The 25,134-nt window shown below is 56.0% G+C and carries 24 protein-coding genes and 1 pseudogene; 13 read left to right on the forward strand and 12 right to left on the reverse strand.

All coding sequences use genetic code 11. The features are described from left to right. The first annotated feature begins 62 nt into the window (after positions 1-62). Entirely contained in the window at positions 63-851 is a 789-nt protein-coding gene (locus ACQG19_RS10960; protein WP_013096846.1) for a MipA/OmpV family protein, read from the forward strand. Positions 852-980: 129 nt separating this feature from the next. On the opposite strand, the gene yajD is transcribed toward ACQG19_RS10960, so the two are convergent. Further along, positions 981-1,328, reverse strand: a complete 348-nt coding sequence (yajD, locus tag ACQG19_RS10965; protein ID WP_006808895.1) for an HNH nuclease YajD — start codon at positions 1,326-1,328, stop codon at positions 981-983. Between the two features lie 178 nt (positions 1,329-1,506). On the opposite strand from yajD, the gene ACQG19_RS10970 reads away from it, so the two are divergent. After that, positions 1,507-2,532 (forward strand): LLM class flavin-dependent oxidoreductase, encoded by a 1,026-nt coding sequence (locus tag ACQG19_RS10970; protein ID WP_013096845.1) that lies wholly within the window; start codon positions 1,507-1,509, stop codon positions 2,530-2,532. 17 nt (positions 2,533-2,549) lie between these two features. On the opposite strand, the gene ACQG19_RS10975 is transcribed toward ACQG19_RS10970, so the two are convergent. Beyond that, complete coding sequence (locus tag ACQG19_RS10975; RefSeq protein WP_020688252.1) at positions 2,550-3,587, reverse strand: AI-2E family transporter; 1,038 nt, start codon at positions 3,585-3,587, stop codon at positions 2,550-2,552. Between the two features lie 131 nt (positions 3,588-3,718). On the opposite strand from ACQG19_RS10975, the pseudogene ACQG19_RS10980 reads away from it, so the two are divergent. The 3 genes and pseudogenes from ACQG19_RS10980 (at position 3,719) to mdtI (ending at position 4,684) form a co-directional block, all read left to right on the forward strand. Beyond that, positions 3,719-3,889 (forward strand): annotated as a pseudogene (locus ACQG19_RS10980) (hypothetical protein). A 116-nt stretch (positions 3,890-4,005) separates the two neighbouring features. After that, positions 4,006-4,368, forward strand: coding sequence for a multidrug/spermidine efflux SMR transporter subunit MdtJ (gene mdtJ / locus ACQG19_RS10985; RefSeq protein WP_129251611.1), 363 nt, complete (start codon positions 4,006-4,008; stop codon positions 4,366-4,368). Continuing rightward, the gene (mdtI, locus tag ACQG19_RS10990) at positions 4,355-4,684 is read left to right on the forward strand and encodes a multidrug/spermidine efflux SMR transporter subunit MdtI (protein ID WP_013096842.1); all 330 of its coding nucleotides are present in this window, start codon (positions 4,355-4,357) and stop codon (positions 4,682-4,684) included. The genes mdtJ and mdtI overlap by 14 nt, the downstream gene beginning before the upstream one ends. A 28-nt stretch (positions 4,685-4,712) precedes the next feature. Here mdtI and ACQG19_RS10995 read toward each other — a convergent pair whose 3' ends face one another. From ACQG19_RS10995 to puuD, 8 genes are all read right to left on the reverse strand, one after another. Then, positions 4,713-5,531: a trypsin-like serine peptidase gene (locus ACQG19_RS10995; RefSeq protein ID WP_013096841.1), complete on the reverse strand. Its 819-nt coding sequence runs from the start codon at positions 5,529-5,531 to the stop codon at positions 4,713-4,715. 276 nt (positions 5,532-5,807) lie between these two features. Continuing rightward, entirely contained in the window at positions 5,808-6,197 is a 390-nt protein-coding gene (gene asr, locus ACQG19_RS11000; RefSeq protein ID WP_013096840.1) for an acid resistance repetitive basic protein Asr, read from the reverse strand. Between the two features lie 149 nt (positions 6,198-6,346). Beyond that, a complete protein-coding gene (locus ACQG19_RS11005; RefSeq protein WP_246932056.1) occupies positions 6,347-7,834 on the reverse strand; it encodes a carboxypeptidase M32 in 1,488 nt (495 codons plus the stop codon). Positions 7,835-7,984: 150 nt separating this feature from the next. After that, positions 7,985-9,256 carry a 4-aminobutyrate transaminase gene (gene puuE / locus ACQG19_RS11010; protein WP_222168322.1) on the reverse strand — a complete coding sequence of 424 codons (1,272 nt, stop codon included), beginning with the start codon at positions 9,254-9,256 and terminating at the stop codon, positions 7,985-7,987. A 25-nt stretch (positions 9,257-9,281) separates the two neighbouring features. Then, complete coding sequence (locus ACQG19_RS11015) at positions 9,282-10,562, reverse strand: NAD(P)/FAD-dependent oxidoreductase (RefSeq protein WP_222168323.1); 1,281 nt, start codon at positions 10,560-10,562, stop codon at positions 9,282-9,284. Next, on the reverse strand, positions 10,559-12,052 hold the full coding sequence (gene puuC / locus ACQG19_RS11020; protein ID WP_246932058.1) for an aldehyde dehydrogenase PuuC: 1,494 nt from the start codon (positions 12,050-12,052) through the stop codon (positions 10,559-10,561). Before puuC ends, ACQG19_RS11015 begins: the two co-directional genes overlap by 4 nt. A gap of 157 nt (positions 12,053-12,209) precedes the next feature. Next, positions 12,210-12,767: an HTH-type transcriptional regulator PuuR gene (puuR, locus tag ACQG19_RS11025; protein WP_246932060.1), complete on the reverse strand. Its 558-nt coding sequence runs from the start codon at positions 12,765-12,767 to the stop codon at positions 12,210-12,212. A gap of 25 nt (positions 12,768-12,792) precedes the next feature. Next, a complete protein-coding gene (gene puuD / locus ACQG19_RS11030) occupies positions 12,793-13,557 on the reverse strand; it encodes a gamma-glutamyl-gamma-aminobutyrate hydrolase (protein WP_014831700.1) in 765 nt (254 codons plus the stop codon). Positions 13,558-13,771: 214 nt separating this feature from the next. Here puuD and ACQG19_RS11035 point away from each other — a divergent pair, with 214 nt between their 5' ends. From ACQG19_RS11035 to ACQG19_RS11045, 3 genes are all read left to right on the forward strand, one after another. Continuing rightward, the gene (locus ACQG19_RS11035) at positions 13,772-15,190 is read left to right on the forward strand and encodes a glutamine synthetase family protein (protein WP_045295903.1); all 1,419 of its coding nucleotides are present in this window, start codon (positions 13,772-13,774) and stop codon (positions 15,188-15,190) included. Positions 15,191-15,371: 181 nt separating this feature from the next. Further along, positions 15,372-15,557, forward strand: a complete 186-nt coding sequence (locus tag ACQG19_RS11040) for a hypothetical protein (protein ID WP_418250462.1) — start codon at positions 15,372-15,374, stop codon at positions 15,555-15,557. Next, on the forward strand, positions 15,547-16,938 hold the full coding sequence (locus ACQG19_RS11045) for an APC family permease (RefSeq protein ID WP_013096830.1): 1,392 nt from the start codon (positions 15,547-15,549) through the stop codon (positions 16,936-16,938). Before ACQG19_RS11040 ends, ACQG19_RS11045 begins: the two co-directional genes overlap by 11 nt. Before the next feature lie 76 nt (positions 16,939-17,014). Here ACQG19_RS11045 and ACQG19_RS11050 read toward each other — a convergent pair whose 3' ends face one another. Then, entirely contained in the window at positions 17,015-18,268 is a 1,254-nt protein-coding gene (locus tag ACQG19_RS11050; RefSeq protein ID WP_013096829.1) for an MFS transporter, read from the reverse strand. Between the two features lie 121 nt (positions 18,269-18,389). Here ACQG19_RS11050 and ACQG19_RS11055 point away from each other — a divergent pair, with 121 nt between their 5' ends. From ACQG19_RS11055 to bioD, 3 genes are all read left to right on the forward strand, one after another. After that, positions 18,390-19,295 (forward strand): LysR family transcriptional regulator, encoded by a 906-nt coding sequence (locus ACQG19_RS11055; protein ID WP_023620317.1) that lies wholly within the window; start codon positions 18,390-18,392, stop codon positions 19,293-19,295. A gap of 121 nt (positions 19,296-19,416) precedes the next feature. After that, on the forward strand, positions 19,417-20,637 hold the full coding sequence (gene mlc, locus ACQG19_RS11060) for a sugar metabolism global transcriptional regulator Mlc (protein ID WP_013096827.1): 1,221 nt from the start codon (positions 19,417-19,419) through the stop codon (positions 20,635-20,637). A gap of 130 nt (positions 20,638-20,767) precedes the next feature. Beyond that, a complete protein-coding gene (gene bioD / locus ACQG19_RS11065; protein ID WP_013096826.1) occupies positions 20,768-21,463 on the forward strand; it encodes a dethiobiotin synthase in 696 nt (231 codons plus the stop codon). On the opposite strand, the gene clcB is transcribed toward bioD, so the two are convergent. After that, on the reverse strand, positions 21,398-22,708 hold the full coding sequence (gene clcB / locus ACQG19_RS11070; RefSeq protein WP_102752616.1) for a voltage-gated ClC-type chloride channel ClcB: 1,311 nt from the start codon (positions 22,706-22,708) through the stop codon (positions 21,398-21,400). The two genes, bioD and clcB, sit on opposite strands and share 66 nt — an antisense overlap. A 255-nt stretch (positions 22,709-22,963) precedes the next feature. Between clcB and ACQG19_RS11075 the strand changes: the two genes are divergently transcribed. After that, a complete protein-coding gene (locus ACQG19_RS11075) occupies positions 22,964-24,661 on the forward strand; it encodes an S-type pyocin domain-containing protein (protein ID WP_102752615.1) in 1,698 nt (565 codons plus the stop codon). Then, positions 24,658-25,125 (forward strand): DUF6392 family protein, encoded by a 468-nt coding sequence (locus ACQG19_RS11080; protein WP_102752614.1) that lies wholly within the window; start codon positions 24,658-24,660, stop codon positions 25,123-25,125. The genes ACQG19_RS11075 and ACQG19_RS11080 overlap by 4 nt, the downstream gene beginning before the upstream one ends. Positions 25,126-25,134 lie beyond the last annotated feature (9 nt).

The following is a 25,134-nucleotide window of genomic DNA, read 5'->3' on the forward strand; positions in this document are numbered from 1 at the left end:
ATCCCGACTATTCATTGATTTAGCCAAATCATACTGCGCACAACGTAGAAGTGGAGACCAGTATGATAGCGAGAAAAAAAGCCCTGTATATGACCGTTCCGTTTCTGATGACGGCAGCATCCGGCGTACACGCCGATGAGGCACAAACGTCTTCCGACTATTTGACGATTGGGGCAGGAGGACGCTATGCGCCTCGTTATTCAGGCTCTGACAAGCAGGTATGGCAAGGGGTTCCTGTTTTACAGGTGCGCAAAGGTGCATTCTTTATTGATGCGCAGAAAGGCATTGGATATGACCTGCAAAATGACAGCGGCGTGTACCTTGAACATACGCTGGGTTACGACCTGGGGAGGGCGGACGAAAACGCCAGCTGGCGCGAGGGAGCGAATAATCTGAAAGGGATGGGAGAGATCGATACCAGCCTGAATACCGGGCTGGCGGTCGGCTGGCAAATCACTTCCTGGCTGAGTGTGGAAGGCAAAGCGACCCTGCCTGTAACGGACAGTCAGGGGGTAAACTACCAGGCCTCTGTTACGCTGCTCCCTCTACAAACCAGTCAGGACACGATTGCTTTTCAGTCTGCATCCCTGTTTGGCGACAGCCGTTACCTCAATACCTGGTATGGGGTCAGTCAGCAGCAGAGTCAGCGCTCCGGTTATAGCCGTTATTCAGCGCCCGGTGGATTCTACGGTATAGACAGCAGCCTGACATGGAGTCATCAGTTCGATACCCATTGGGGCACGGTACTGAGTGCCGACTACACCTGGCTTGGGGAGCATGCAAATAACAGTCCGATCGTATCGCGACGTAACGAAGGCGCTGTCACCGCCGCCATCACCTGGACATTCTAGTGTGGAGGTGAGAGATGCGATCTTCCTCGGCGTAGCCGGGGTAATCATTACGGCCATCTATGTCATTACCTGGTACGTCTATGTATACGGGTGAACAGAGCTGGCCGGAGCGAGAAAATTCCTGGAAGATTATTTCTTCTTGTTCATCATCGCTTTCAAATCAGCAAACGGATTAAAGGTGGCCACACCCACATCTTTTTGCGCGTCTTCTCCCGCGACAACGGTGGTGCCGTACTGATCCGCTTCGGTGTACTTCGAGTGTTCATGATCGTGGCAAAACAGGCATAACAGCTCCCAGTTACTGCCATCTTCCGGGTTATTGGTATGGTCGTGATCGATATGGTGAACCGTCAGTTCCCGAAGGTTGGAATAGACAAATTCCCGTGAGCAGCGCCCACAGACCCATGGATAAATTTTTAATGCTTTTTCACGGTAGCCGCTTTCCAGCCGCGCGTAGTTTTTAGGGATCAGAGCCATTGCCGGTTTTACCTGCCAGGAAAAGAGTGAGCGAAATTATATCCCATTATGGAACGCAATAGCGATCTGCTCAGGTCAGTCAATTTATTTGACGCTTTCCGTTAAATAAACGGCATTTATTGTTGCCCGGTAATGCGTAGAGTAGAAGAAACGCAACACATTCTCAGGATTACCCCTTATGAAAAAGATCGGATTTTTATCATTTGGTCACTGGACGCCGTCGCCACAGTCCGGTACCCGAACCGCAGCGGACACGCTGCTGCAGTCCATCGACCTGGCCGTGGCCGCTGAAGAGCTGGGTGCCGATGGCGCTTATTTCCGTGTGCACCACTTTGCCCGCCAGCTCAGCTCGCCGTTCCCCTTGCTTGCGGCGATAGGCGCAAAAACCAAAAACATCGAAATCGGTACCGGCGTGATCGACATGCGGTATGAAAACCCAATGTACATGGCGGAGGATGCCGGGGCGGCGGATCTGATCTCTGGCGGGCGTTTGCAGCTGGGAATTAGCCGCGGCTCGCCGGAGCAGGTGATTGATGGCTGGCGTCACTTTGGCTATGTCCCGCAGGAAGGGGAAAACGAATCGGATATGGCGCGTCGTCATACCGAGGTGCTGCTTGAGATGCTGCGCGGAGAAGGGTTTGCGAAACCAAACCCGCAACCGATGTTCCCGAACCCGCCGGGCCTGCTGCGCCTGGAGCCTCATTCCGAAGGTTTACGCGACCGCATCTGGTGGGGCGCCGGTTCAAATGCAACGGCGGTCTGGGCCGCAAAACTGGGCATGAACCTGCAAAGCTCAACGCTGAAAGACGATGAAACCGGCGAGCCGTTCCATATTCAGCAGGCAAAACAGATCCGCGCGTATCGTCAGGCCTGGGCTGAGGCGGGCCATACCCGTCAGCCGCGCGTGTCGGTGAGCCGCAGTATCTTTGCCCTGATGGACGATCGTGACCGGATGTATTTCGGGGCCAGCCGCAACGACAGCGATAGCGTGGGCTATCTGGATGAAAAAACGCGGGCGATTTTCGGGCGCAGCTATGCGGCAGAGCCCGACAAGCTGGTTGAACAATTGAAGCAGGACGACGCGATAGCCGAAGCGGATACCCTGTTACTGACCGTACCGAATCAGCTTGGCGTGGACTACAACGCGCATGTGATTGAGTCGATCCTCAAACATGTGGCGCCAGCAATGGGCTGGCGCGAGTAAGTTAACTGACGGGTTGCTCAGCCTCTGTGGCTCATATCGCTCAGCAGTACGGCGATACTTTGCCCGCCCGCCGTCTGCTCAAGCGCAATCTTGACGATGATGGTCAGCGGCACGGAGAGCAGCATGCCAACGGGGCCGAGCAGCCAACCCCAGAATATCAGGGACAAAAACACCACCAGGGTCGAAAGCCCAAGCCCGCGTCCCATCATGCGCGGTTCAAGAATGTTTCCGAAGACCAGGTTAATCACCAGATAACCGGCCAGCAGAATCAGGGCATCATACAAACCACTGAAAACCAGCACCTGCAGAATAGGCGGGATGGCCGCCAGCACGGAACCGATGTTGGGAATATAGTTAAGCGCAAAGGCGAGCAGTCCCCAGACGAACGCAAACCGCACATCCAGCGCAACCAGCATGCCCCAGACAACGCACCCGGTGACGAGACTGATCGCCGTTTTCAGCACCAGATAGCGGGAAACACTGTCCAGTGCACGCTGAATCGCGCCCATGCCTTCCACCGGCCGAACCATTATATGCTGTAGTTTGGCAGGCAGTTGCGGCACCTCCAGCAGCATAAACACCACGGTTAAAAACAGCAGGAAAATAGAGGTCATGGCGTTGGAGAGTTGCGCCAGCAGGCTGGTGACGAGGGTCATGGCTGCGTTGGGGTCGATATACTTCAGCAGTTCCTCCACGGAGACCTCAATGCCCGCGCGCTGCAGCCAGGGTTCAATCTGCAACAGCGGTATCACCAGCGACGAGCGGTATTTCGGCAGCGTGCGCGCCAGTTCATTCAGGGATGTGCCCAGATAAGCGACCAGCAGCACCATCGCGATAATAATGATGCTGATGAGCAGGGTGATCGCCAGCACGCGCGGTATGCGTATCCGCACCATGCGCTGAACCAGCGGGTTAAGGATCACTGCAATAAACAGCGCCAGAATAAAAGGCACGATAATATCGGCGGCAAAACGAACGCCCGTCAGGATGATCACCAGCATACCGAGCATGATCACAATCTTAAGGCCGTTCAGGGTAATGATGGGTTTAGCCATGGCAATTCCTGCGTATTTTTTTATTTATAATAAAGGCGAAAGACGTTTAATAAACTAACCGAAGTCAAACGGCCTCGGTAAAGAATTGAAAAGACTTTGAGTAAAATCCTGGCTTATGGTACAAATTTAGCGTGTTTAACTACCGAGGACAATTTTGATCCGCAAAGACGAGAAGCAACACCGCGGATAATTGTAATTTTATGGACAATTTGTTCAGGACGTATTCTTCAAACCATACTGCTGTATTCTCCACCTCTTTCTTCCTTCTGTCCGGTGAGCAACACTGGCGCAACGCGCTATAGTCACGTCTTCTGCCTGAGCTGGCGCCATGCGCTTAGTTATCTGATTTAATTTCCTTTTTTGGGTTTGCTGTTCGCAGCGAGCCGCGATGGATTATATTCTCAAGCAGGAGAAAAACATGTTTTACTGGATTTTATTAGCCCTGGCTATTCTCGCTGAAATTACCGGCACGCTGTCTATGAAATGGGCAAGCGTCAGCGATGGCAACACCGGTTTTATTTTAATGCTGGTGATGATTTCGCTTTCCTATATTTTCCTCTCGTTTGCGGTGAAGAAAATCGCGCTGGGGGTGGCTTATGCCCTCTGGGAAGGTATCGGTATTTTGTTGATTACGCTGTTCAGCGTTTTGTTATTTGACGAAACCTTATCAACAATGAAGATCGCCGGATTGACGACGCTGGTAGTCGGGATTGTGCTGATTAAATCGGGTACACGTAAACCGACAAAACCGCAGAAGGAGCAGGCCCATGCAGCAGTTTGAATGGATCCACGCGGCCTGGTTGGGGTTCGCCATTGTTCTGGAAATTCTGGCGAACGTGTTTCTGAAATTCTCTGATGGTTTTCGCCGTAAAGTTTACGGTCTGATGTCGATTGCCGCTGTGCTGGGGGCGTTTAGCGCCCTGTCTCAGGCGGTCAAAGGTATCGATCTGTCTGTAGCCTATGCCCTGTGGGGCGGGTTTGGTATTGCCGCGACCCTGGCAGCAGGGTGGGTGCTCTTCGGCCAACGGTTAAATAATAAAGGCTGGATCGGCCTGGTATTGCTGCTGGCCGGTATGATTATGATAAAACTCGCCTGATGACGTCAGGCGAGGCGGCGCTGGCCTGTTATTGTGCCAGCGCTTCCAGCTTGTCGCGAAAACCGGTCACCGAGAGAGCACGGTTATCCGCGCGCCATCGGTCTTTGGCCGCCGGGGCTGAACTCTGCACACCAATCAACTGCCAGCCGTTATCCGTTTTCAGCATCAGCGGTGAGCCACTGTCGCCCGGTAACGTATCGCACTGGTGAGAGAGTACGCTGTTTTGCGCCCAGCCGGTCACAATGCAGTCGGTGTGGGTATACAGCGTATCCAGATGATCGACCGGATAACCGGATTGCGTCACCTTGCGATCGACGGCTTTCAGCGCGGCGGTCAGCGCGGCTTTATCGCCATCAAACAGGGGTAGTGGAGTGATTCCAGAAGGCGGGTAGCGCAAAATGATGAGACCGAAATCCCAGGAGGCCGCAGCGGGCGGGACTATCCAGCCGTCGCCGTCCGGTTTCAGGCGCTTACCCAGCGAAGGGTCAACCCGGCCTTCAATCCCGTGAATTTCATAGCGCCACATCCCTTTCTGAGACACAAATCGCAGCACCACGGCTTTGTCGGGTTTGCCGTCCGGCGGCGTCAACAGGCAATGGCCTGCGGTCAGGGCAAGCTGAGGGGTAATCAACGTGGCGGTGCATAAGTTACCGCTGGCGGTTTCCAGTTGCCCGATGGCATCCCACGGGGCCTGGGTAGGATCGGCGACACGCGTACGATCATCATGACCGAAAAACAGCGTTTTAAGCTCTTTCGCGCTAATGGTGTCATCATCGCCATCATCCGCATGCGCGAATCCAGAAAAAAGAGCAAACGTTCCCAGTAATAACACAACAGATTTACGCATATCACACTCTGGTGGGGGTAATTATGATTATTAAAAGTGAACCCTATGAAAATACTATAGACGGGACAGCGCTAAAGTGGGAGTAAAATCAGCGTGCTACGATCAGGAAAGATAAAACTGGCTTGCGATGAGCGCGCATAAAATAAGCAGGATAAGGATCAACTCAAACCGATAGCGTCGCAGCATACGCCCTCCGGATAAAAAAACGGCGCTGTATTGAAAGGTTCAGCGCCGGTTTACCAACGTGCCCCGAAGGGCACGGTTTAGCTTGTACTCTTACGCAGCTGGCTGAGCAGCTGGTTTAGCAGCTTCGTGTTTTACTGCTTTTTTGTGATGCTTTTTAGCGGCCTGAGCTTTCTGCTCTACAGCGGGTTTAGTCGCTTTTTTGTGGTGCTTTTTGGCGGCCTGTGCTTTCTGCTCAACAGCAGGTTTAGCGGCGTCTTGTTTTACGGCTTTTTTGTGGTGCTTTTTAGCCGCCTGCGCTTTTTGCTCAGCAGCAGGTTTAGCGGCTTTGTGATGTTTCTTGTGGTGTACCGTTTTTGCCGGTGCAGCGGTGGTTGCAGCAGGTGCAGCGGCAGCAGGAGCAGTTGCAGTAGTCTCAGCAGCGAACGCAGCAGAAGACAGACCCATAGCAGCGGCAACAACCAGAGCTAATACTTTATTCATGTTCATACCCTCGAATTTGGTTTTTCATTTAACCCCACTGCGGGGCCGTTGAAATAACTATATCCCTGTAAATTCGGGGTTTCCGTGAGTGATTGGTATCGGCGTGTAACCGTTTGTACAACGCCGGGGGCTTTCCCCGGCGTGGGTCATTACAGGTAACGCGAGGTCAGGTGTTCACGGAAGTAGCGGATATTCAGATCTTCTCCCGTCGCCTGGGTGATCAGCTGTGATGTGGTAAACCGGCTGCCGTGTTGCCAGACGTTCTGGCGCAGCCAGTCAAACAGGGCCGACAGCTCCCCGTCAGCGATAGAGGCCTGCAGACCTGGCAGCGCCGTTTTCGCGGCATGGAACAGCTGCGCGGCGTACATCGCCCCCAGCGTATAAGACGGGAAGTAACCGAATCCGCCGTCGGTCCAGTGGATATCCTGCATACAGCCGTTGCGGTAGTTGTCTTTGGTGGATAACCCGAGCCACGCCTGCATTTTCTCATCCCACAGGGCCGGGATGTCCTCCACCTCGATATCGCCATTGATCAGCGCCCGCTCAATCTCATAGCGCAGCACTACGTGTGCCGGGTAGCTCACCTCGTCAGCATCGACGCGGATATAGCCCGGCTTCACGCGCTGGTTCCAGGCGATAAAGTTCTCTTCGCTAAACGCCGCCTGGCTGCCAAAACGGGCATGAACGGCAGGGAGGAGATGTTTCAGGAACGCCTCGCTGCGGCCAAGCTGCATCTCAAAGAACAGACTCTGGGATTCGTGGATTGCCGTTGAACGCGCCAGGGCAACGGGCTGACCGGCCCACGCGCGCGGCAGGTTCTGTTCGTAGCGCGCGTGTCCGGTTTCGTGGATCACGCCAAACAGGGCGCTGAGGAGTTCATCTTCGTCATACCGCGTGGTAATGCGCACATCTTCCGGCACGCCGCCGCAGAACGGGTGCGCGCTCACGTCCAGACGACCGCCGTTGAAATCGAAGCCGAGCATCTTCATGGCTTCCAGCCCCAGCTCACGCTGCGTTGCCGTCGGGAAGGGGCCCTGCGGCGGAACGAATGTCTGCCTGGACTGCTTGTCGACCACGTTTGCCAGCAGATCCGGCAGCCACGACTTCATGTCGGCAAAGAGCACGTCCAGACGCGCGCTGGTCATGTCTGGCTCAAAAATATCCAGCAGCGCATCGTAAGGTGAGCAACCTTTTGCCTCCGCGCGCAGACGCGCCTCTTCACGGCTGAGTTTTACCACCTCTTTCAGATTGGCGGAAAAGCCTTGCCAGTCATTGGCCGGACGCTGGGTACGCCAGGCGTGCTCACATTTGCTGCCCGCCAGCGATTTGGCTTCCACCAGCGATTCCGGCAGCAGCGAGGCCTGCTGATATTGACGCGTCATTTCACGCAGGTTGGCCTGTTCGACGTCATTCAAATCTTCACCTGCCGCTGCAGCCAGCCATTCACCCACTTTTTTGTCGGTCAGGATCTGATGTTGCAGGACGCTCATCTCCGCCAGTGCTTCACCGCGCGCGGCGCTGCCGCCGGGCGGCATCATGGTGAACATGTCCCAACTGGCGATGGAGGAGAGGTGCGAGAAGCGGGAGAGACGCTGGAAGGTTTTCACAAGTGACTGATAGACGGATGTTTTTTGCAATTCTTATTTCCTCTTGCCAGGGATGTGTTTCAGGGAGCATACAATGAAACAGACCAAATTCCCCAGCATTTCCCACACGGAGGAAATCTAAGCCGATCTCCTCCGCTGAAACCGTCTCCGGAATGCCGGGAGACGGTTTTCGGTGGTTACTTAGGTCTTATCACGCATAACCTGTTGCAAGATCGCCAGCGCCTGGGTGAACTGGGCATCCGGAATGGTCAGCGGATAAAGGAAGCGGATCACGTTGCCGTACTGGCCGCAGATCAATAACAGCAGGCCCTGGGCGAGTGCTTTTTGCTGGATCGCCTGCGCGATGGCGGCCGAAGGTGCACGGCTCTCGGGATCAAAAAACTCCGCCGCAATCATCGATCCTCTTCCCCTTATCGCCACGAGCGCAGGGAAGGTACCCTGAATCTCTTCCAGGGTGGCTTTCAGTCGATCGCCCAGATGCCGGGCGCGGGCGCACAGTGACTCGTTGTCGATAATATTCAGCACCGCGTGCGCGGCGGCCACCGCCAGCGGGTTGCCTGCATAGGTTCCCCCCAGACCGCCGGGCGCCGGCGCGTCCATGATTTCGGCGCGGCCCACCACGCCGGACAGCGGCATTCCGCCTGCCAGGCTTTTCGCCATCGTCATCAGGTCGGGCTTGTCGGCGTATTGTTCCATGGCAAACAGTTTCCCCGTACGGGCGAAACCGCTCTGTACTTCGTCGGCAATCATCACGATCCCGTGTTCATCACAGATACGGCGGATGGCGGCCACCAGCTCTGGCGGGGCGACGTTGAAGCCGCCTTCACCCTGAATGGGTTCAAAAATAATCGCCGCTACCTGTTTCGCCTCAATGTCTGCTTTGAACAGACGTTCTATCGCCGTGATGGCATCCTGCGTCGTGATGCCGTGCAGCTCCGAGGGATAGGGCACGTGATAAACCGACCCCGGGAAGGGGCCAAATCCCAGCTTATAAGGCGCGACCTTGCCGGTTAAGGCCATGGTCATATAGGTTCGACCGTGAAAGCCTCCTCCGAAGGCAATCACGCCCGGTCTGCCGGTGTGGGCCCGGGCGATTTTAATGGCATTTTCCACCGCTTCCGCGCCCGTTGTGAAGAATGCCGTTTTGGCCGGGCTCTGCACCGGAGCCAGCTCGTTAAGTTTTTCGGCTAATGAAACGTAGCTTTCATACGGCACAATCTGGTAGGCCGTGTGGGTGAACTGGTGAAGCTGTTTTTCCACTGCGGCCACCAGTTCAGGATGCCGATGGCCGGTATTCAGTACCGCGATCCCGGCGGCGAAATCAATATAGTCGTTGCCTTCCACGTCGGTAAGCGTGGCATTCTCCGCCGTGCGGGCAAAGAAATCACACATTACGCCTACGCCGCGCGGGGTGGCAGAAAGTCTACGCTGATGAAATTCCTGGTTACTCATGTCAGATACCCTTTTGTCGAAACGCTCATACGCCAAGACGATCGCGCAGGCTGTAATACGCCGCGCCCATCGCCGTGAATGGAATCCGCAGGCTGCGACCGCCCGGGAAGGGGTAGTGCGGAAGGTTGGCAAACGCATCAAAGCGCTCAGCGTCACCGCGCAACAGTTCCGAAATCAGCCGTCCGGCCAGGTGGGTGCAGGTGACGCCGTGGCCGCTGTAGCCCTGCATGTAATAGATGTTTTTATCCAGACGACCAAACTGCGGCATGCGCGACAGGGTCAGCAGGAAGTTGCCCGTCCAGCGGTAGTCGATTTTGACGCCAGCCAGCTGTGGGAAGGTTTTCAGTAGCTTTGGCATCACCAGACGCTCGACATCGTCCGGATCGCGCGCGCCATAGACGACGCCACCGCCGTACAGCAGGCGGTTGTCGGCGGTAAGACGGTAGTAATCCAGCAGGTAGTTACAATCTTCCACGCAGTAGTTATTGGGGATCAGCGTGCGGACGACCGCTTCCGGCAGCGGGGCGGTGGTCACAACCTGAGTGCCGCAGGGCATGCTGCGTTTTGCCAGTTCCGGTTCTATCTTGTCGCCCAGGTAGGCATTCCCGGCGACGATCACGTAGCGAGCCGTCACCTGGCCATGCTGCGTGCTTACCACAGCCGGGCTGGTGTGCTGAATGGCGGTCACCGGGGACTGTTCATACACCCGCCCGCCGTTCAGGCGAATCGCGTCCGCTTCGCCGATCGCCAGGTTCAGTGGATGAATATGCCCCCCGCTGCGGTCCAGCAGCGCGCCGGTATAGCGTTCGCTGTCGACCTCCCGGCGGATGGCACTGGCGTCCAGCAACTCCAGCTGCGTGTTGCCGTAGCGTTCCCAGTTGGCTTTTTGCTCCTCCAGCGTCTCAAGTTGCTTATGGTTTAGCGCCACAAACAGCCCGCCGGGACGATAGTCGCACTGGATCTGATAGCGCTGGATACGCTCCCGGATGATCTCCCCGCCTTCAAACATCATGCTCCCGAGGACTCTGGCGGCATCGGGTCCGTAGTTTTTCTCAATCACGTCGATATCGCGGCTGTAAGAGTTAACCAGCTGGCCGCCGTTGCGTCCGCTGGCGCCAAAGCCGATGCGCGCCCCTTCAAGGAGCACCACGGCGTAGCCCATTTCGGCGAGATGCAGCGCGGAGGAGAGGCCGGTATAGCCGCCGCCCACCACGCACACGTCACAGCTGATCGACTCGTTAAGCGTCGGGAAAGGTTCGTAAGCGTTCGCGCTGGCCGCGTAGTAGCTGGTGGTATGTTCGGTCATGATTGAGACTCCAGGGCAATCCAGATGGTTTTCAGTTCAGTAAATTTTTCCAGCGCATGCAGGGACTTATCGCGACCGTTGCCGCTCTGCTTATAGCCGCCAAAGGGTACGGTCATATCGCCGTCGTTATAGTTATTGACGAAGACCGAGCCTGCTTTCAGGCGGCGGCTCATGCGGTGCGCGCGGGAAAGATCGCGGGTCCATACCGCCGCGCCAAGCCCATATTCACTGTCGTTGGCCAGCGTTAAGGCTTCCTCTTCGGTTTTAAAACGGGTGACGACCAGCACCGGCCCGAAAATCTCTTCCCGACACAGCGGGGAGGCAGGATCGATGTCGACAAAAATGGTGGGACCAACTGCGCAAGGCCATGCTTGTTCCCGCCCGTCAAGCAGCAGCGTACCTTTTCGGGTTCCCTCGCGAATAAACGTGTGGACGGTATCGGCATGTGCAGCGTCGATGAGCATGCCCATCGTGCTGTCAGGGTCGAGCGGATCGCCCGGCTGCCAGTGACGGGCCTGCGCTTTTAGCTTTGCCAGAAAGTCATCGGCGATGCTGTCTTCGAGCAGCAGGCGGGTACCGGCGATACAGACTTGCCCCTGGTTATAAAAAATCCCGGCGGCGGTCGCGCTCACGGCTTTGTCGAGGTCCGGACAGTCGGCAAAGATAATGTTGGCGCTCTTGCCGCCCGCCTCCAGCCAGACGCGCTTCATGTTGCTTTCTCCCGCGTCCTTCAACAGCTGCTTGCCGGTACGGGTAGAGCCGGTAAACGTCAGCACCTCGACCTCTGGATGCAGTGCCAGTGCCTGGCCCGCTTCGTGGCCGTAACCGCTTATCATATTCAGCACGCCGTCCGGCAGGCCTGCCTCTTTCGCCAGCCCGGCCAGCCGCAGGGCGGTGAGTGGTGATTTCTCCGACGGTTTCAATACCACGCTGTTGCCCGCGATCAGTGCCGGGCCCAGCTTCCAGCAGGCCAGCAGCAGCGGGAAGTTCCAGGGAACGATGGCCGCAACCACCCCGATCGGCTCGCGCACGATCATCGCCAGTTCGCCCGGCCACGTAGGTGCCACTTCGCCGTAGACTTTATCCGCCGCTTCGGCGTACCAGCGAATGGCGCGCGCCGCGCCGGGAATATCGTCGCGCAGGCTGTGGCGGATGGGTTTACCGGTGTCCAGTGTTTCCAGTAAGGCCAGCTCTTCGCCGTGGCGTTCCATTAAATCGGCGAGCTTATTGAGCACGGCCTTGCGCTGCGCCGGAGACGCCTGCGACCAGTCACCGCGCTCAAATACCTCACGCGCCGCCTGAACTGCACGGTCCACGTCCGCCTGCTTGCCCCGGGCCACGTTCGCCAGCGTCTGTTGTGTCGCGGGATTGACGGTTTCAAACGTGGCATTATCGGCGGCGTCACAATAGGCACCGTTAATAAATAACCGGGTCTCAATGGCGCTGTTTTTTGCTTTATCCTGCCAGTAAGTCAGGTGCTGAAAATGCATATTCACTCCTTTCTTTCGCAATCAGATAAATAAGGTCATGGCCGTTTCAGGCAATACGAAGCCGTGGGGCATCCCGGGAATTAACCCGTTGAATGCCGACATTGATCGTTTTTATTTGTCCCGGCGTAAGCGCACTTACGCCGGGACTGAGTGGTAATTAGAACGTGGTGGGGGTGTGGGCACTGATAATGCGGCAGATGCCTGCCGAGGTGTTGCTGAAGCTGTGCGGTATGCCGGTATTAATGGCATAGCTTTGCCCCGCAACCAGGTGATAAGGCTGGCCATTAATGGTCAGCACTATTTCACCTTCCAGTATCGTACCGATCTCCTCACCCTGGTGTTTGATCCTCTCTCCGGTCGTGGTTCCTGGCTGGTAAGTTTCAAAAATCATCGCCAGCGTACGGTTCGGATTTCCGTTATGAACCAGCTTCATCGAAACCCCCTGACTGCCTATTTCGATAAGGTCTTCCTGATTAATAACCACCTGCGGTTCATCAGGTTTTTCCGGTTCCAAAAAGAATTCCGAGAGCGACAGCCCATAAACTTTCAGCAGCTTTTGCAGCGTACTGATGGCAGGACTGACTTTGTCCTGCTCAATGGTGCTGATGGCACTGTGTGTTAACCCAGACAGTTCGGCGGCACGCCGCTGCGAGAGACCCAATTGCTGACGGATCTCAGACAGACGTTTCCCTGGCGCCAGTCCGTCATCGCTCATAGTTGCATTTCCTTTACGGTAGTGGTCAAAGCCGTTGCTTCTCGGCAATGTGGCTTTGACAGGCGGTGATAAAACCTTCAAACAACATGCGTGACAGGGCGTACTCGCTGCTGTTCCATTCGGGGTGCCATTGCACACCGAGGGCAAAAGGGTGGTCATGAACGCTGACCGCTTCGACGAGCCCGTCCGTCGAGCGGGCCTCCACGCGAAGCCGTGGTCCTAACGTCCGTGCACCTTGCCCGTGTAACGAGTTTACCCAAAATGTGTTACAGCCTGGTATTAATTGAGACAGCAGCCCTCCCTCCTGAACCTGAACTTCATGAGAAGGGGCGTATTGTAGCTCAACCGGCAGTTCAGGATCTTCCCGGTGCTCAAGCAGGTCGTTCTGCTCGAACAGGCGGCGATACAGCGTCCCTCCCGTGGCAACAACCATTTCCTGCAGCCCCCGGCAGATGGCGAAAATGGGGATGCGCCTTTCGAGCGCGGCAGCAATCAGCGCCATACTCAGAAGATCTCGCCCGGGATCGGCGTCAGGCTCATCGCCGTTTTCACCATAAAGGTGCGGCTGCACGTTACTTGGGCTGCCCGGCAGGTAAATTCCGTCCAGGGTTGGCAGCAGAGCGGTAATAAGCTCTGGCTCTGCCAGCGCATGCGGTAAGGCAACAGGTAAGCCCCCCGCGTTAATAATGGCATTCAGGTACTTTTCTTGCAGGGTCTGGGTCTCATGACCCTTAAGCCTGTTTCTGCACATCACCACGCCAATAACTGGCTTGTTCATTATATTTTCCATGATCGCCCTCACAAAGTGGACTAAATTTAGGCCATTCTCGCCTGTGAAACGGCCTTTTCGTTCAATATTTTCTCAATCTAGCAATGAGATCTGCCTTTTGCAAACTTAATTTAACATTTGACAAACAATTTGTTTGCATACAGATTCGATAGTGTGGACATTATATTTGACAGTCCAGAGCAGCGAACGCAAATCCCAAAAACGGTGGTAAATCATGGAAACCAATATCGTAGAAGTTGAGAACTTTGTGCAGCACACGGATGAGAGGCGGGGCAGCGCCTTTACGCAGGAAGTGAAGCGCTATTTAGAAAAGTATCCTGACACCCAGTTTATTGATGTCCTCCTGACCGACCTGAACGGCTGTTTTCGCGGCAAACGCATCCCGGTTGCCGGACTGAGCAAACTTGAAAAAGGCTGCTATTTCCCGGCATCGGTTTTCGCCATGGACATTCTGGGTAACGTTGTGGAAGAGGCAGGGCTGGGGCAGGAGCTGGGCGAGCCGGACTGTATCTGTGTGCCGGTGCCGGGCACCCTGACACCGTCCGCCGCCGACCCGGAGTACATTGGTCAGGTGCAGCTCACCATGGTCGATGAAGATGGCGCTCCCTTTGACGTTGAGCCGCGGAACGTACTCAACCGACTCTGGCAGCAGCTGCGCCAGCGCGGTCTGTTCCCCGTGGTAGCGGTAGAGCTGGAGTTCTATTTACTTGACCGTAAACGCGATGCCGACGGCTATCTGCAGCCACCCTGCGCGCCGGGCACCGACGTGCGTAACACGCAGAGTCAGGTCTACTCGGTTGATAATCTCAACCACTTTGCTGACGTGCTGAATGACATTGACGAACTGGCGCAACTGCAGTTGATCCCCGCCGACGGGGCAGTGGCTGAAGCCTCCCCGGGACAGTTTGAGATTAACCTGCACCATACGGAAAACGTGCTGGATGCCTGCGATGATGCGCTGGCGCTAAAACGTCTCGTCAGGCAGATGGCGGAAAAACACAAGATGCACGCCACGTTTATGGCAAAGCCGTATGAAGAACATGCGGGCAGCGGGATGCATATCCACATCAGCATGCAAAACAACAGAGGCGAAAACGTGTTCGCAGACGCCAGCGGTGAGGATTCCACGCTGCTGAAACGCGCGCTGGCCGGGATGATCGATCTGATGCCAGCGTCCATGGCGCTGCTGGCGCCGAACGTCAACTCATACCGCCGTTTCCAGCCGGGAATGTACGTGCCGACGCAGGCGTCATGGGGACACAATAATCGTACGGTTGCCCTGCGTATTCCCTGCGGCGATCGCCATAACCATCGGGTCGAATACCGGGTGGCGGGAGCAGACGCGAATCCGTATCTGGTGATGGCGGCGATTTTTGCCGGCATTTTACACGGGCTGGATAACGATTTACCCCTGCAGGAAGAAGTTGAAGGCAATGGTCTGGAGCAGGACGGACTGCCGTTCCCGATTCGTCAGAGCGATGCGCTGTGGGAGTTTATGCAAAACGATCACCTTCGCGAGCGGCTGGGCGAACGTTTCTGCCACGTCTATCACGCCTGCAAAAATGATGAGTTACTGCAGTTCGAACGCCTGATTACCGAAACTGAAATCGAGTGGATGCTGAAAAACGCCTGATGACGTGCCCCGGTCAGGGGCCGCTTTGTTTCATTGCATATGTATCACCAAACGGCCTGCGCGGAGCCTGGCCGAACTGTTCGCTGGCACGCCAGCTATCTCCCGGGAGTCGCGTTATGGAGCGCAGGCGGCACAGGGACTTTCTTAACGACACTGTGTGACGAGGTAGGAAATGATGCAGATGTTCAACTATCCGCAGGGCGAAGGGGGCCAGTCAGGCGCCTGCTGTGAGTGCGAGCGAGAGACGCTGCGCTGGTACGATCGCGTATGTTCTTTACAACTTCCCCCTTTGCTAAGCAGGTTTGCGTTAAGGTCAACGCGATTGCAAACCACGGTAAGCATGGGGGGGATGGTCTATGGCGACTAACACATCTCTTGATTCGCCGGGCATGGCCGGAAGAACCCGGCTGCGCAGTTCCCTCAAGCTCTGGCAGGTGGTGATGATGGGGCTGGCTTACCTTACCCCCATGACCGTGTTTGATACCTTCGGCATTGTGTCCGGTATCAGCAATGGCCACGTGCCCGCCTCGTATCTCCTGGCGCTGGCGGGCGTTATGTTTACCGCCATCAGCTACGGCAAACTGGTACGACAGTTCCCGGAAGCGGGCTCTGCGTACACCTACACGCAGAAATCGATCGGACCCCACCTGGGATTTATGGTCGGCTGGTCATCGCTGCTGGACTATCTCTTCCTGCCGATGATCAACGTGCTGCTGGCGAAGATCTACCTTTCCGCATTGTTCCCGGAAGTCCCACCGTGGGTGTGGGTGGTAGGGTTTGTGACGATCCTGACGCTGGCGAACCTGAAGAGTGTTAATTTGGTCGCCAACTTTAACACCCTGTTTGTGCTGGTGCAGATCGCCATCATGGTGGTGTTTGTCATACTCGTGGTGCATGGCCTGCACAAGGGGGAGGGCGTGGGCACCGTCTGGTCGCTGCAGCCGTTTATCAGCGAGAACGCACATCTGATCCCGATTATTACCGGCGCGACTATCGTCTGCTTCTCTTTCCTCGGGTTTGACGCGGTCACCACGCTGTCGGAAGAGACGCCAAACGCGGCGCGGGTTATTCCCAAAGCCATTTTCCTGACCGCACTGTATGGCGGGCTGATATTCATTGTTGCCTCGTTTTTCATGCAACTCTTCTTCCCGACGATTGCGCGCTTCAAGAACCCGGACGCCGCGCTGCCGGAAATTGCGCTGTACGTGGGTGGCAAGCTCTTCCAGTCGGTGTTTCTGTGTACCACGTTTGTGAATACGCTCGCTTCAGGCCTGGCCTCACACGCCAGCGTCTCACGCTTATTGTATGTGATGGGGCGTGACAACGTCTTTCCGGAGCGGGTGTTTGGCTACGTGCATCCGAAATGGCGTACTCCGGCCCTGAACGTCATTATGGTAGGGATAGTGGCGCTGTCGGCCCTGTACTTTGACCTCGTGACCGCGACGGCGCTGATCAACTTTGGCGCGCTGGTGGCGTTTACGTTTGTTAATCTCTCGGTGTACAACCATTTCTGGCGGCGTAAGGGGCTGAACAAAACGTGGAAAGATCGGTTCCACTATCTCCTGCTACCACTCATTGGTGCCGTAACGGTCGGCGTGCTGTGGATAAACCTCGAAGCGACGTCCCTGACGCTTGGCCTCATCTGGGCGGCACTGGGGGTCCTTTATCTGACATGGCTGACGCGCCGTTTCCGAAAACCGCCTCCGCAGTTTGAAGCCGCTAAGATAGAGCAGGCCTGGGATTCCTGAATGTAAAAACGGCACCAGTACGCTGGTGCCGTTTATCTGGATCGCTCGTCTTACCGGATATCAGCCCGCAGGCGGATTATCTCAGACGTTTATGAAGACTGGCGCCCACCAGCAGTGCCCCGCAGAGCATCAGCGCGATAAACCCGCCCACGCCGTTCCAGCCGTAGTTGTGCCAGAACACACCGCCCAGCGTCCCGGCGAAGCTGGAGCCAAGATAATAGCTAAACAGATACAAAGAGGATGCCTGGCCTTTGGCACGACGGGCGCGCGGGCCAATCCAGCTGCTGGCAACGGAATGCGCGGCGAAGAAACCGGCAGAGAAGAGCAGCATGCCGGTGAAAATCAGCCACAGGGACGAGAAGAGCGTCAGCAACAGGCCCAGCAACATCACGGCGGTTGAGACCAGCATCACCGGCCCACGGCCATAGCGGGCGGTCATCGCTCCGGCTTTTGGCGAGCTCCAGGTCCCTGTCAGATACGCCACGGAGAGCAGGCCGACTACCGCCTGGCTCAGATGCCACGGCGAAAGCATCAGACGATAGCCAATATAGTTAAACAGCGTGACGAACGATCCCATCAGCAGGAAGCCGGTCAGGAACAGCCGCGGCAGTCCTTTATCCCGCCAGTGCAGGCGGAAGTTGATAAACAGCGTTTTCGGACGCAGGGAGGTGGGGCGGAAGTGGCGTGATTCCGGCAGAATTTTCCAGAACATCAGCGCAGAGGCCAGTGCAAAGCAGCCAATCACCGCCAGCGCAATGCGCCAGTTAAAGAAGTCTGTAAACACGCCGCTCAGCAGGCGTCCGCTCATACCGCCAATGGAGTTCCCGCTGATGTACAGCCCCATGGAGAACGCGACAAAGCTCGGGTGGATCTCTTCGCTGAGATAGGTCATCCCGACCGCCGCCACGCCGCTCAGGGATAACCCGATGAGCGCGCGCATCATCAGGATCCCGTGCCAGCTGGTCATCATGGTGGAGAGCAACGTACAAACCGACGCCAGCATCAGCGCGGTCACCATCACCTGTTTACGCCCAATGGCATCAGAGAGAGGGCCGGTAAAAAGCAGGCCGACAGCCAGCATCCCGGTTGAAATAGAGAGAGAAATACTGCTGCTGGCCGGTGAGACGCCAAACTCATGTGACAGCACGGGAAGGATAGGCTGAACGCAGTAGAGCAGGGCAAAGGTTGCCAGACCGGCTGAGAACAGCGCCAGCGTGACGCGCATAAATTGGGAGGTACCACGTTTAATAAACTGCGCCGGCTGAGAAGCTGCCGGTAAATCATCGATATCGCGTGCCGGTTCGATATCAACAGTAGATGTACGACTCACACATGTTCCTTGCTTAAACATCCCCGTGGTTTCTGGTGACGGGTATGACCACCTCTTCAGGGTAGGAAAATGTAAATATTCTGTCTAATATATTAATAATCTCAAATGATACTTATAAAATATGAATATCGAACTGCGTCATTTACGCTACTTTGTCGCGGTGGCAGAAGAACTCCATTTTGGCCGCGCCGCCGCGCGCCTGAACATTTCGCAGCCGCCGCTCAGCCAGCAAATTCAGATCCTGGAGCAGCAGATTGGCGCCCGTCTTCTCGCCCGCACCAACCGTAGCGTGAGCCTGACGGCGGCAGGCAGGCAGTTTCTGGCCGACAGCCGACAAATTCTGAGCATGGTTGACGACGCCGCCGCCCGCGCAGAGCGGCTCTATCTGGGGGAAGCCGGTGAATTGCGCATCGGGTTTACCTCGTCTGCCCCGTTTATCAGCGCCGTCTCGCAAACCCTGTCGTCGTTTCGCCGTGACTTCCCGGACGTGCATATTCAGACGCGCGAAATTAATACCCGGGAACAAATTGCTCCGCTGAATGAAGGGGCGCTGGATTTAGGGTTGATGCGCAACACTCAACTGCCGGACTCGCTGGCGTGGCAGGTGATCCTGCGCGAGCCGCTGATGGCGATGATCCCGCGCGATCACCCCCTGGCGTCGAAACCTGCCGTCACGCTGGCGGAGCTGGCGAAAGAGCCGTTTGTCTTTTTCGACCCGCAGGTGGGAACCGGTCTGTATGACGATATTCTGGGCCTGATGCGCCGCTACGATCTCGCCCCGGTCATTACCCAGGAGGTAGGAGAGGCGATGACAATAATAGGCCTGGTCGCCGCCGGGCTGGGGGTTTCTATTCTCCCGGCCTCCTTTAAACGGGTACAATTGCGTGAAATGTGCTGGGTTCCGCTTGCCGAAGACGATGCGGTATCGGAGATGTGGCTGGTGTGGTCCAGACATCATGAACAGAGCAATGCGGCACAGCGTTTTAAAAAGCAGCTTATCACCGCCTCTGCCGGGCGATATTTATAGGGAAAAATGGGCAAAAATGTGCAGTAAATCACATGGCTAAGTAAATATTTGACGACGGCCATGCAAGTGCTTCACCATAGCCCAAAGTTTATTTCGAAGCTCGAAAATAAGGGAGTACGAGGTGGTTGCTGATAGTCAGCCAGGGCATATTGATCAGATTAAGCAGACCAACGCTGGCGCGGTATATCGCCTGATTGATCAGCTTGGTCCGGTTTCGCGTATCGATTTGTCGCGCCTGGCCCAACTGGCTCCCGCCAGTATTACCAAGATTGTTCGCGAAATGCTGGAAGCCCACCTGGTTCAGGAGACGGAGATTCAGGAGCCGGGGAGCCGGGGTCGTCCGGCGGTCGGGCTGGTGGTGGAGACGGAAGCGTGGCATTACCTGTCGCTGCGCATCAGCCGGGGTGAGATCTTTCTTGCGCTGCGCGATCTCAGCAGCAAGCTGGTGGTGGAAGACCGGCTGGAGCTGCCGCTTAACGCTGATCAACCGCTTCTTGAGGCGATTGTCACGCATATCGATCATTTCTTTATTCGTCACCAGCAGAAGCTTGAACGCTTAACGGCGATTGCCATCACCATGCCGGGCATTATTGATACCGAGAACGGCATTGTGCACCGCATGCCGTTTTATGAAGACGTTAAAGAGATGCCGCTGGGTGAGGTCCTGAAAAACCATACCGGCGTACCGGTCTACATTCAGCATGACATCAGCGCCTGGACTATGGCGGAGGCGCTGTTTGGCGCGTCACGCGGGGCGCGGGATGTCATTCAGGTGGTGATCGACCATAACGTCGGGGCGGGCGTCATCACCGACGGACGCCTGTTGCATGCGGGCAGCAGTAGCCTGGTGGAGATCGGCCACACGCAGGTCGATCCCTACGGGAAACGCTGCTACTGCGGCAACCACGGCTGCCTGGAGACCATTGCCAGCGTGGAAAGCGTGCTTGAACTGGCGCAGGTGAGGCTCAGCCAGTCCATGAGCTCCTCGTTGCACGGGCAACCCCTGACGGTAGATTCCTTGTGCACAGCGGCGCGGCAGGGCGATCTGCTGGCTAAGGACATCATTACTGGCGTAGGGAATAACGTCGGGCGCATTCTCGCCATTATGGTGAATCTGTTTAACCCGCAAAAAATCCTGATCGGCTCCCCGCTCAGCCAGGCGGCGGATATCCTCTTCCCGGCGATCTCGGCCTGCATTAATCAGCAGGCGCTGCCCGCCTACAGCAAAAACATTGTGGTCGAAAGCACGCAGTTTTCGAACCAGGGCACCATGGCCGGTGCTGCGCTGGTGAAAGATGCAATGTATAACGGCTCCTTACTGATCCGCCTGCTGCAGGGCTAACTCTTTTCCACAGACTTACTAAAAATTGCGCTATCTCAAGCCGGATAGCGCACGCTTCCCGTAGACTTCCCCCACTGAATTATTTACCTGGTTTATATTTTCGAAGCATACCCAAGAGGTGGAATGAGTCATGCTTAAGCGTTTCTTTGTTACTGGTACAGATACCTCTGTCGGCAAGACTGTTGTATCGCGCGCGTTGCTACAGGCGCTGGCAGCAAGCGGTAAACGTGTTGCAGGGTACAAACCGGTCGCAAAAGGCAGTAAAGAGACGCCAGAGGGGCTGCGCAATAAAGATGCCCTGGTTTTACAAAGCGTCTCATCCCTGGAGCTGCCTTATGACGCGGTCAATCCTATAGCCCTGAGCGAAGAGGAGAGCAGCGTGGCGCACAGCGGGCTGATCAATTACACCCTGCTGTCGGATGGGCTGGCAAACCTGAGCGAGAAGGTTGATCACGTTGTGGTTGAAGGCACGGGCGGCTGGCGCAGCCTGATGAACGATTTGCGTCCACTTTCCGAGTGGGTGGTGCAGGAGCAACTGCCGGTGGTGATGGTGGTGGGCATCCAGGAAGGGTGTATCAACCATGCGCTGCTGACGGCGCAGGCGATCGCCAATGACGGCCTGCCGTTAGTGGGCTGGGTGGCAAACCGCATCAACCCAGGCCTTGCGCACTATGCAGAAATCATCGACGTGCTGAGCAAAAAACTGCCCGGCCCTCTGGTGGGCGAACTGCCTTATTTGCCGCGCGCCGAGCAGCGCGAACTAGCGCAGTACATCGATCTCTCTGCTCTCGGCAGTGTGCTGGCCGTAGATCGAGTCGTGGCGTAACGTTCGCGAGAGTACGGACGCAACAACGCAGGCAATCAGCAGGCCGGGTAGCAGAAAATACTGCCCGGTCATTTCACACACCATCAGCGCCGACATAATAGGCGCATGCGTCGTGGCAGCGAGCAACGTCGCCATCCCCGCCAGTCCCAGCAAAATCGCCGTTTCAGAACCCGGTAGCCACAGCGCAAAAAGCTGCGCAAACAGCATTCCTGTCGCCAGCCCGACAAACAGCGTCGGTGTGAAGACCCCGCCCGGTGCGCCCGAACCGCTGCTTGCCAGTACCGCCAGCAGCTTACAGATAAACACGCCCGCAATGACGGACAGCAGCGGCGGTGAGAGCAGAAAGGCCTGCACCACGCTATAGCCGTTACCCCACACTTTGGGCGTGAGAAGCGACAACAGCCCGACGATCAGCCCCCCGAGCGCCAGCTGCCAGGGTGGTGAGAGTTTGAGACGCAGAAACAGCGCGTGGCTAACCGTCATCAGCCACATCAGCAGCGGGCCGCAGATGCCCGCCAGCAGACCGATGATAACGATTAATCCGTAATCGCCCGCAGTGAGCGTTTCGCTGAGATGCACCTCATACAGCGTGGTGGCGCCGGGGCTTAACAGACGCGTCGTCAGCAGCGCTACGACGGCCGCAATGACTACCGGGCCGAGCGAGGCGAGCATCAGCGTGCCGAACAGGATTTCCGCAATAAACAGGCTTCCGGCTAGCGGCGCGTGGTAGGCGCTGGCCATTCCCGCCGCCGCCCCGCAGGCTATCCATAATTTCCATTCGGACTTCGGCGTAAAGCGCTGCGCAAACAAGGAGGTGGCGAGGGCAGCGAGCAGGATCATCGCCCCTTCACGCCCGATGGCGCTTCCGCTGGAAACCACCAGCAGTGACGCCAGGGATTTGACCAGGCTGGCACCGTAATCGAACTGCCCGTCACCCGTTTCAAGCGCTTCCATATAATCCGTTGGCGCATGCGGGCGTTGCGCCGTCAGCCGCTGCCACCCCCACAGCAACAATCCGGCTGCCAGGCCGCCAAGAGCAGGCGTGAGCATGCGACGCCAGGGGGACAACGCCGCCGCGGCATTCACCAGGCTGCCGCTGTCGTTACTGAGAAACAGCCACTCCAGCAGATACATGCTGTGGCGAAACACGGCAACGGCCAGCGCGGCCAGTACGCCCGTGACGGTGGCAATCAGAAGCCGGCGAAACATCGCGCGGATATCGGGGTAAGTATGAAGACGTTGCATGGGTCGCGAGTAAACGAGATCGGTATTCTATTGTGATAGGAACTCAACCAGTATGCAAATGAGTGTTTATAGGGGTGTTCTAAATATTTAAGTTATTTATTTTTAGTGGTGATTTATTTGGTTGTTAAATATTAACCAAAAGTGCGGAATAAATCTGGTTAACTCATATTCATAGTAAAATTCCTTTTTTATTAACGAAAAGGAAAAGGGAATTCTTTATGAGTAATCAATTTACTAATTACCGGAGCGTAACGCATGGGTTACCGTACCGATAATTTTGGCCGGGGACAGGCGCTTGAGAATGATAAAACGACTACCGGTGCCAGGTGTATTGCGTCTATTACGGACAGCACCGAATTTGGACGCAGAATTCTCAGGGTAGGTGATAAAACCACTCCCTGTCCTAAATGTGGCAGGAAGGGCGTGATTGTATCAGGTGAGGAACGGGTGACATTTCACGGCGTACCCGTCGCCGTTCACGGTTCAAATGTACACTGTGATTGCCCACCGGGTACGAACCGGGTGATTGCCCCGGCAGGTCAGTGGCTGGGCTGTGGACGAGACCCGGTTGATGTTGCCAGGGAAGAACACGCCGCCAGGCTGGCAGCAGAAAAGCAGGCTGAAGAAAACCGCAGAGAGGAAGAAAGGGGGCGCAACCGGGTATTTGCAAAATCCTGCCTGCGGGGGGATGGCTGCAATGATGCCGGTGACCAGCGCGAACCCCATACTAATTTTGCTGATATGGCATTTTTTCAGGCCATGCCCGCCAGCGACCCGGCAACCGATTCAGACACCCTGCAGCACGCACAGACCGCCAGAAAGAAAAAGCCAGAGGATATCCCCAGACCGAAAAAGCGCAGCGCCCTTTATCGCTGGTGGAACGGCAACCAGGAGGAAATGGACTATCAGGCCGCCGTTGCGGCTGCTGCAACTGCTGCGCGGGTGCAGACGGCCACCACGGGTGCAAGCTTGCTGGAAATCATAAGCGGCAGGACGCTGACTTACGGCACATGGGCGGTGCGTGGTGCCGTCGGGCTGGGTGAGATAGCCACCGCGGGAGCGGGTGCTCCTGTGGCCGGGCTGCTGGTGGGAATGATGCCCGGCAGGCTGAACGACGGCGAACAGGATTTTATCGACCGTATGCGCCTCGCGCAGATGCGTGAAGCCCCAAGCCGTGTTCGCTATACGTGGGAGAACGACAGCAGGGGGAACCCGGTGCCGCATGGCTGGCACACACCGCCTGGCCGGGACAGTGTGCGCGTCAGAAAAATGGAGTACGACAGCAGGGTGCAGGCGTACACGTTCACCACGGAGGAAGAATCGCACATCACCATCGTGTGGACGCCTGACCGGACAGACGATAAAAAACCGTGGAATACCGGCAACCAGGCGCGGCCGGTGCTACCGAACCCAGTTGTGGTTGACCCGCTGCCCGTTAACACCGGCATAACGGCGACCACCAGCCCGGCACAGGAAGAAAAGCGTTTCGCGGATTACATTCTGATCCTGCCGTTCCCTGACCTGCCGCCGATTTATATCTACCTGAGCAAACCGCCGGTGGAGTTTCTGGAAGTCGAGCTATACAGTGACTTTAAACGCCGTTCGCGGCAGGGGATGTATGAGGCGGATCACATGCCGTCAAGGGCGGCTGTTGAAGCATATTTAACGGCGCTCTATCCTGATGTTGATCCAAGAGATATCTGCAAATTAGCTGATGATGTTGCAGCAATAGTGATTCCCAAAGAAGTGCATCAAAAAATAAGTGAAACGTATGGGGGCCGTAATACTCTGGCACAAATCGAACTTGATTCAAGAAATCTGCGCGCGGCACTTGATCGCAATTTGGATGCTATCAAACCAGCGCTAAAAGCACATGGTGCAACAGAAAGCCAGATTGAGGTGGCGAGGGCGAAAATGCACAGACTTAACAGTGAGCAGGGATTATACAAATGACTATAAACGTTAATGCGCTGATTGAGAATTTAGGGAAAAGCTACAAAGAACTGATTGGTTCTGAATTAATCTTGTACAAGTCGCCTCCAAAAGGTGCGTCCGGGTCTCCTGTTTTAAGTTTGGATATGGCCAAAGAAGGCGTGTTTTTATCTTTTTGGCGAGAAGGGAGGATTCTAAAGGCACTTACTTTGACCATTCAGGAAGATGGCAACGCCGATTGGGTGTTTCCAAACGCTTTGCCTAAGCCTTTAACTAAAAAGATGAACCGGAAATGGGTACATAAAAATATAGGTGAGCCATTAAGAAGCACTCCCCCTAAGGTGATTATGAAGCGTTCTTTTGGATGGACGGATCTTTATGAGGCAAAAGGGTACGTAAATCCTACGAGCATGCAGATTAACTATGACGTAGCGGATAGCGTGAGGTCTGTAACCTTCATGCCAACGTCAGAGCTTCGCTGGTAATGCTTATCA

This window comes from Enterobacter cloacae complex sp. 277I4 (assembly GCF_050031465.1).
Lineage (GTDB): Bacteria > Pseudomonadota > Gammaproteobacteria > Enterobacterales > Enterobacteriaceae > Enterobacter > Enterobacter cloacae.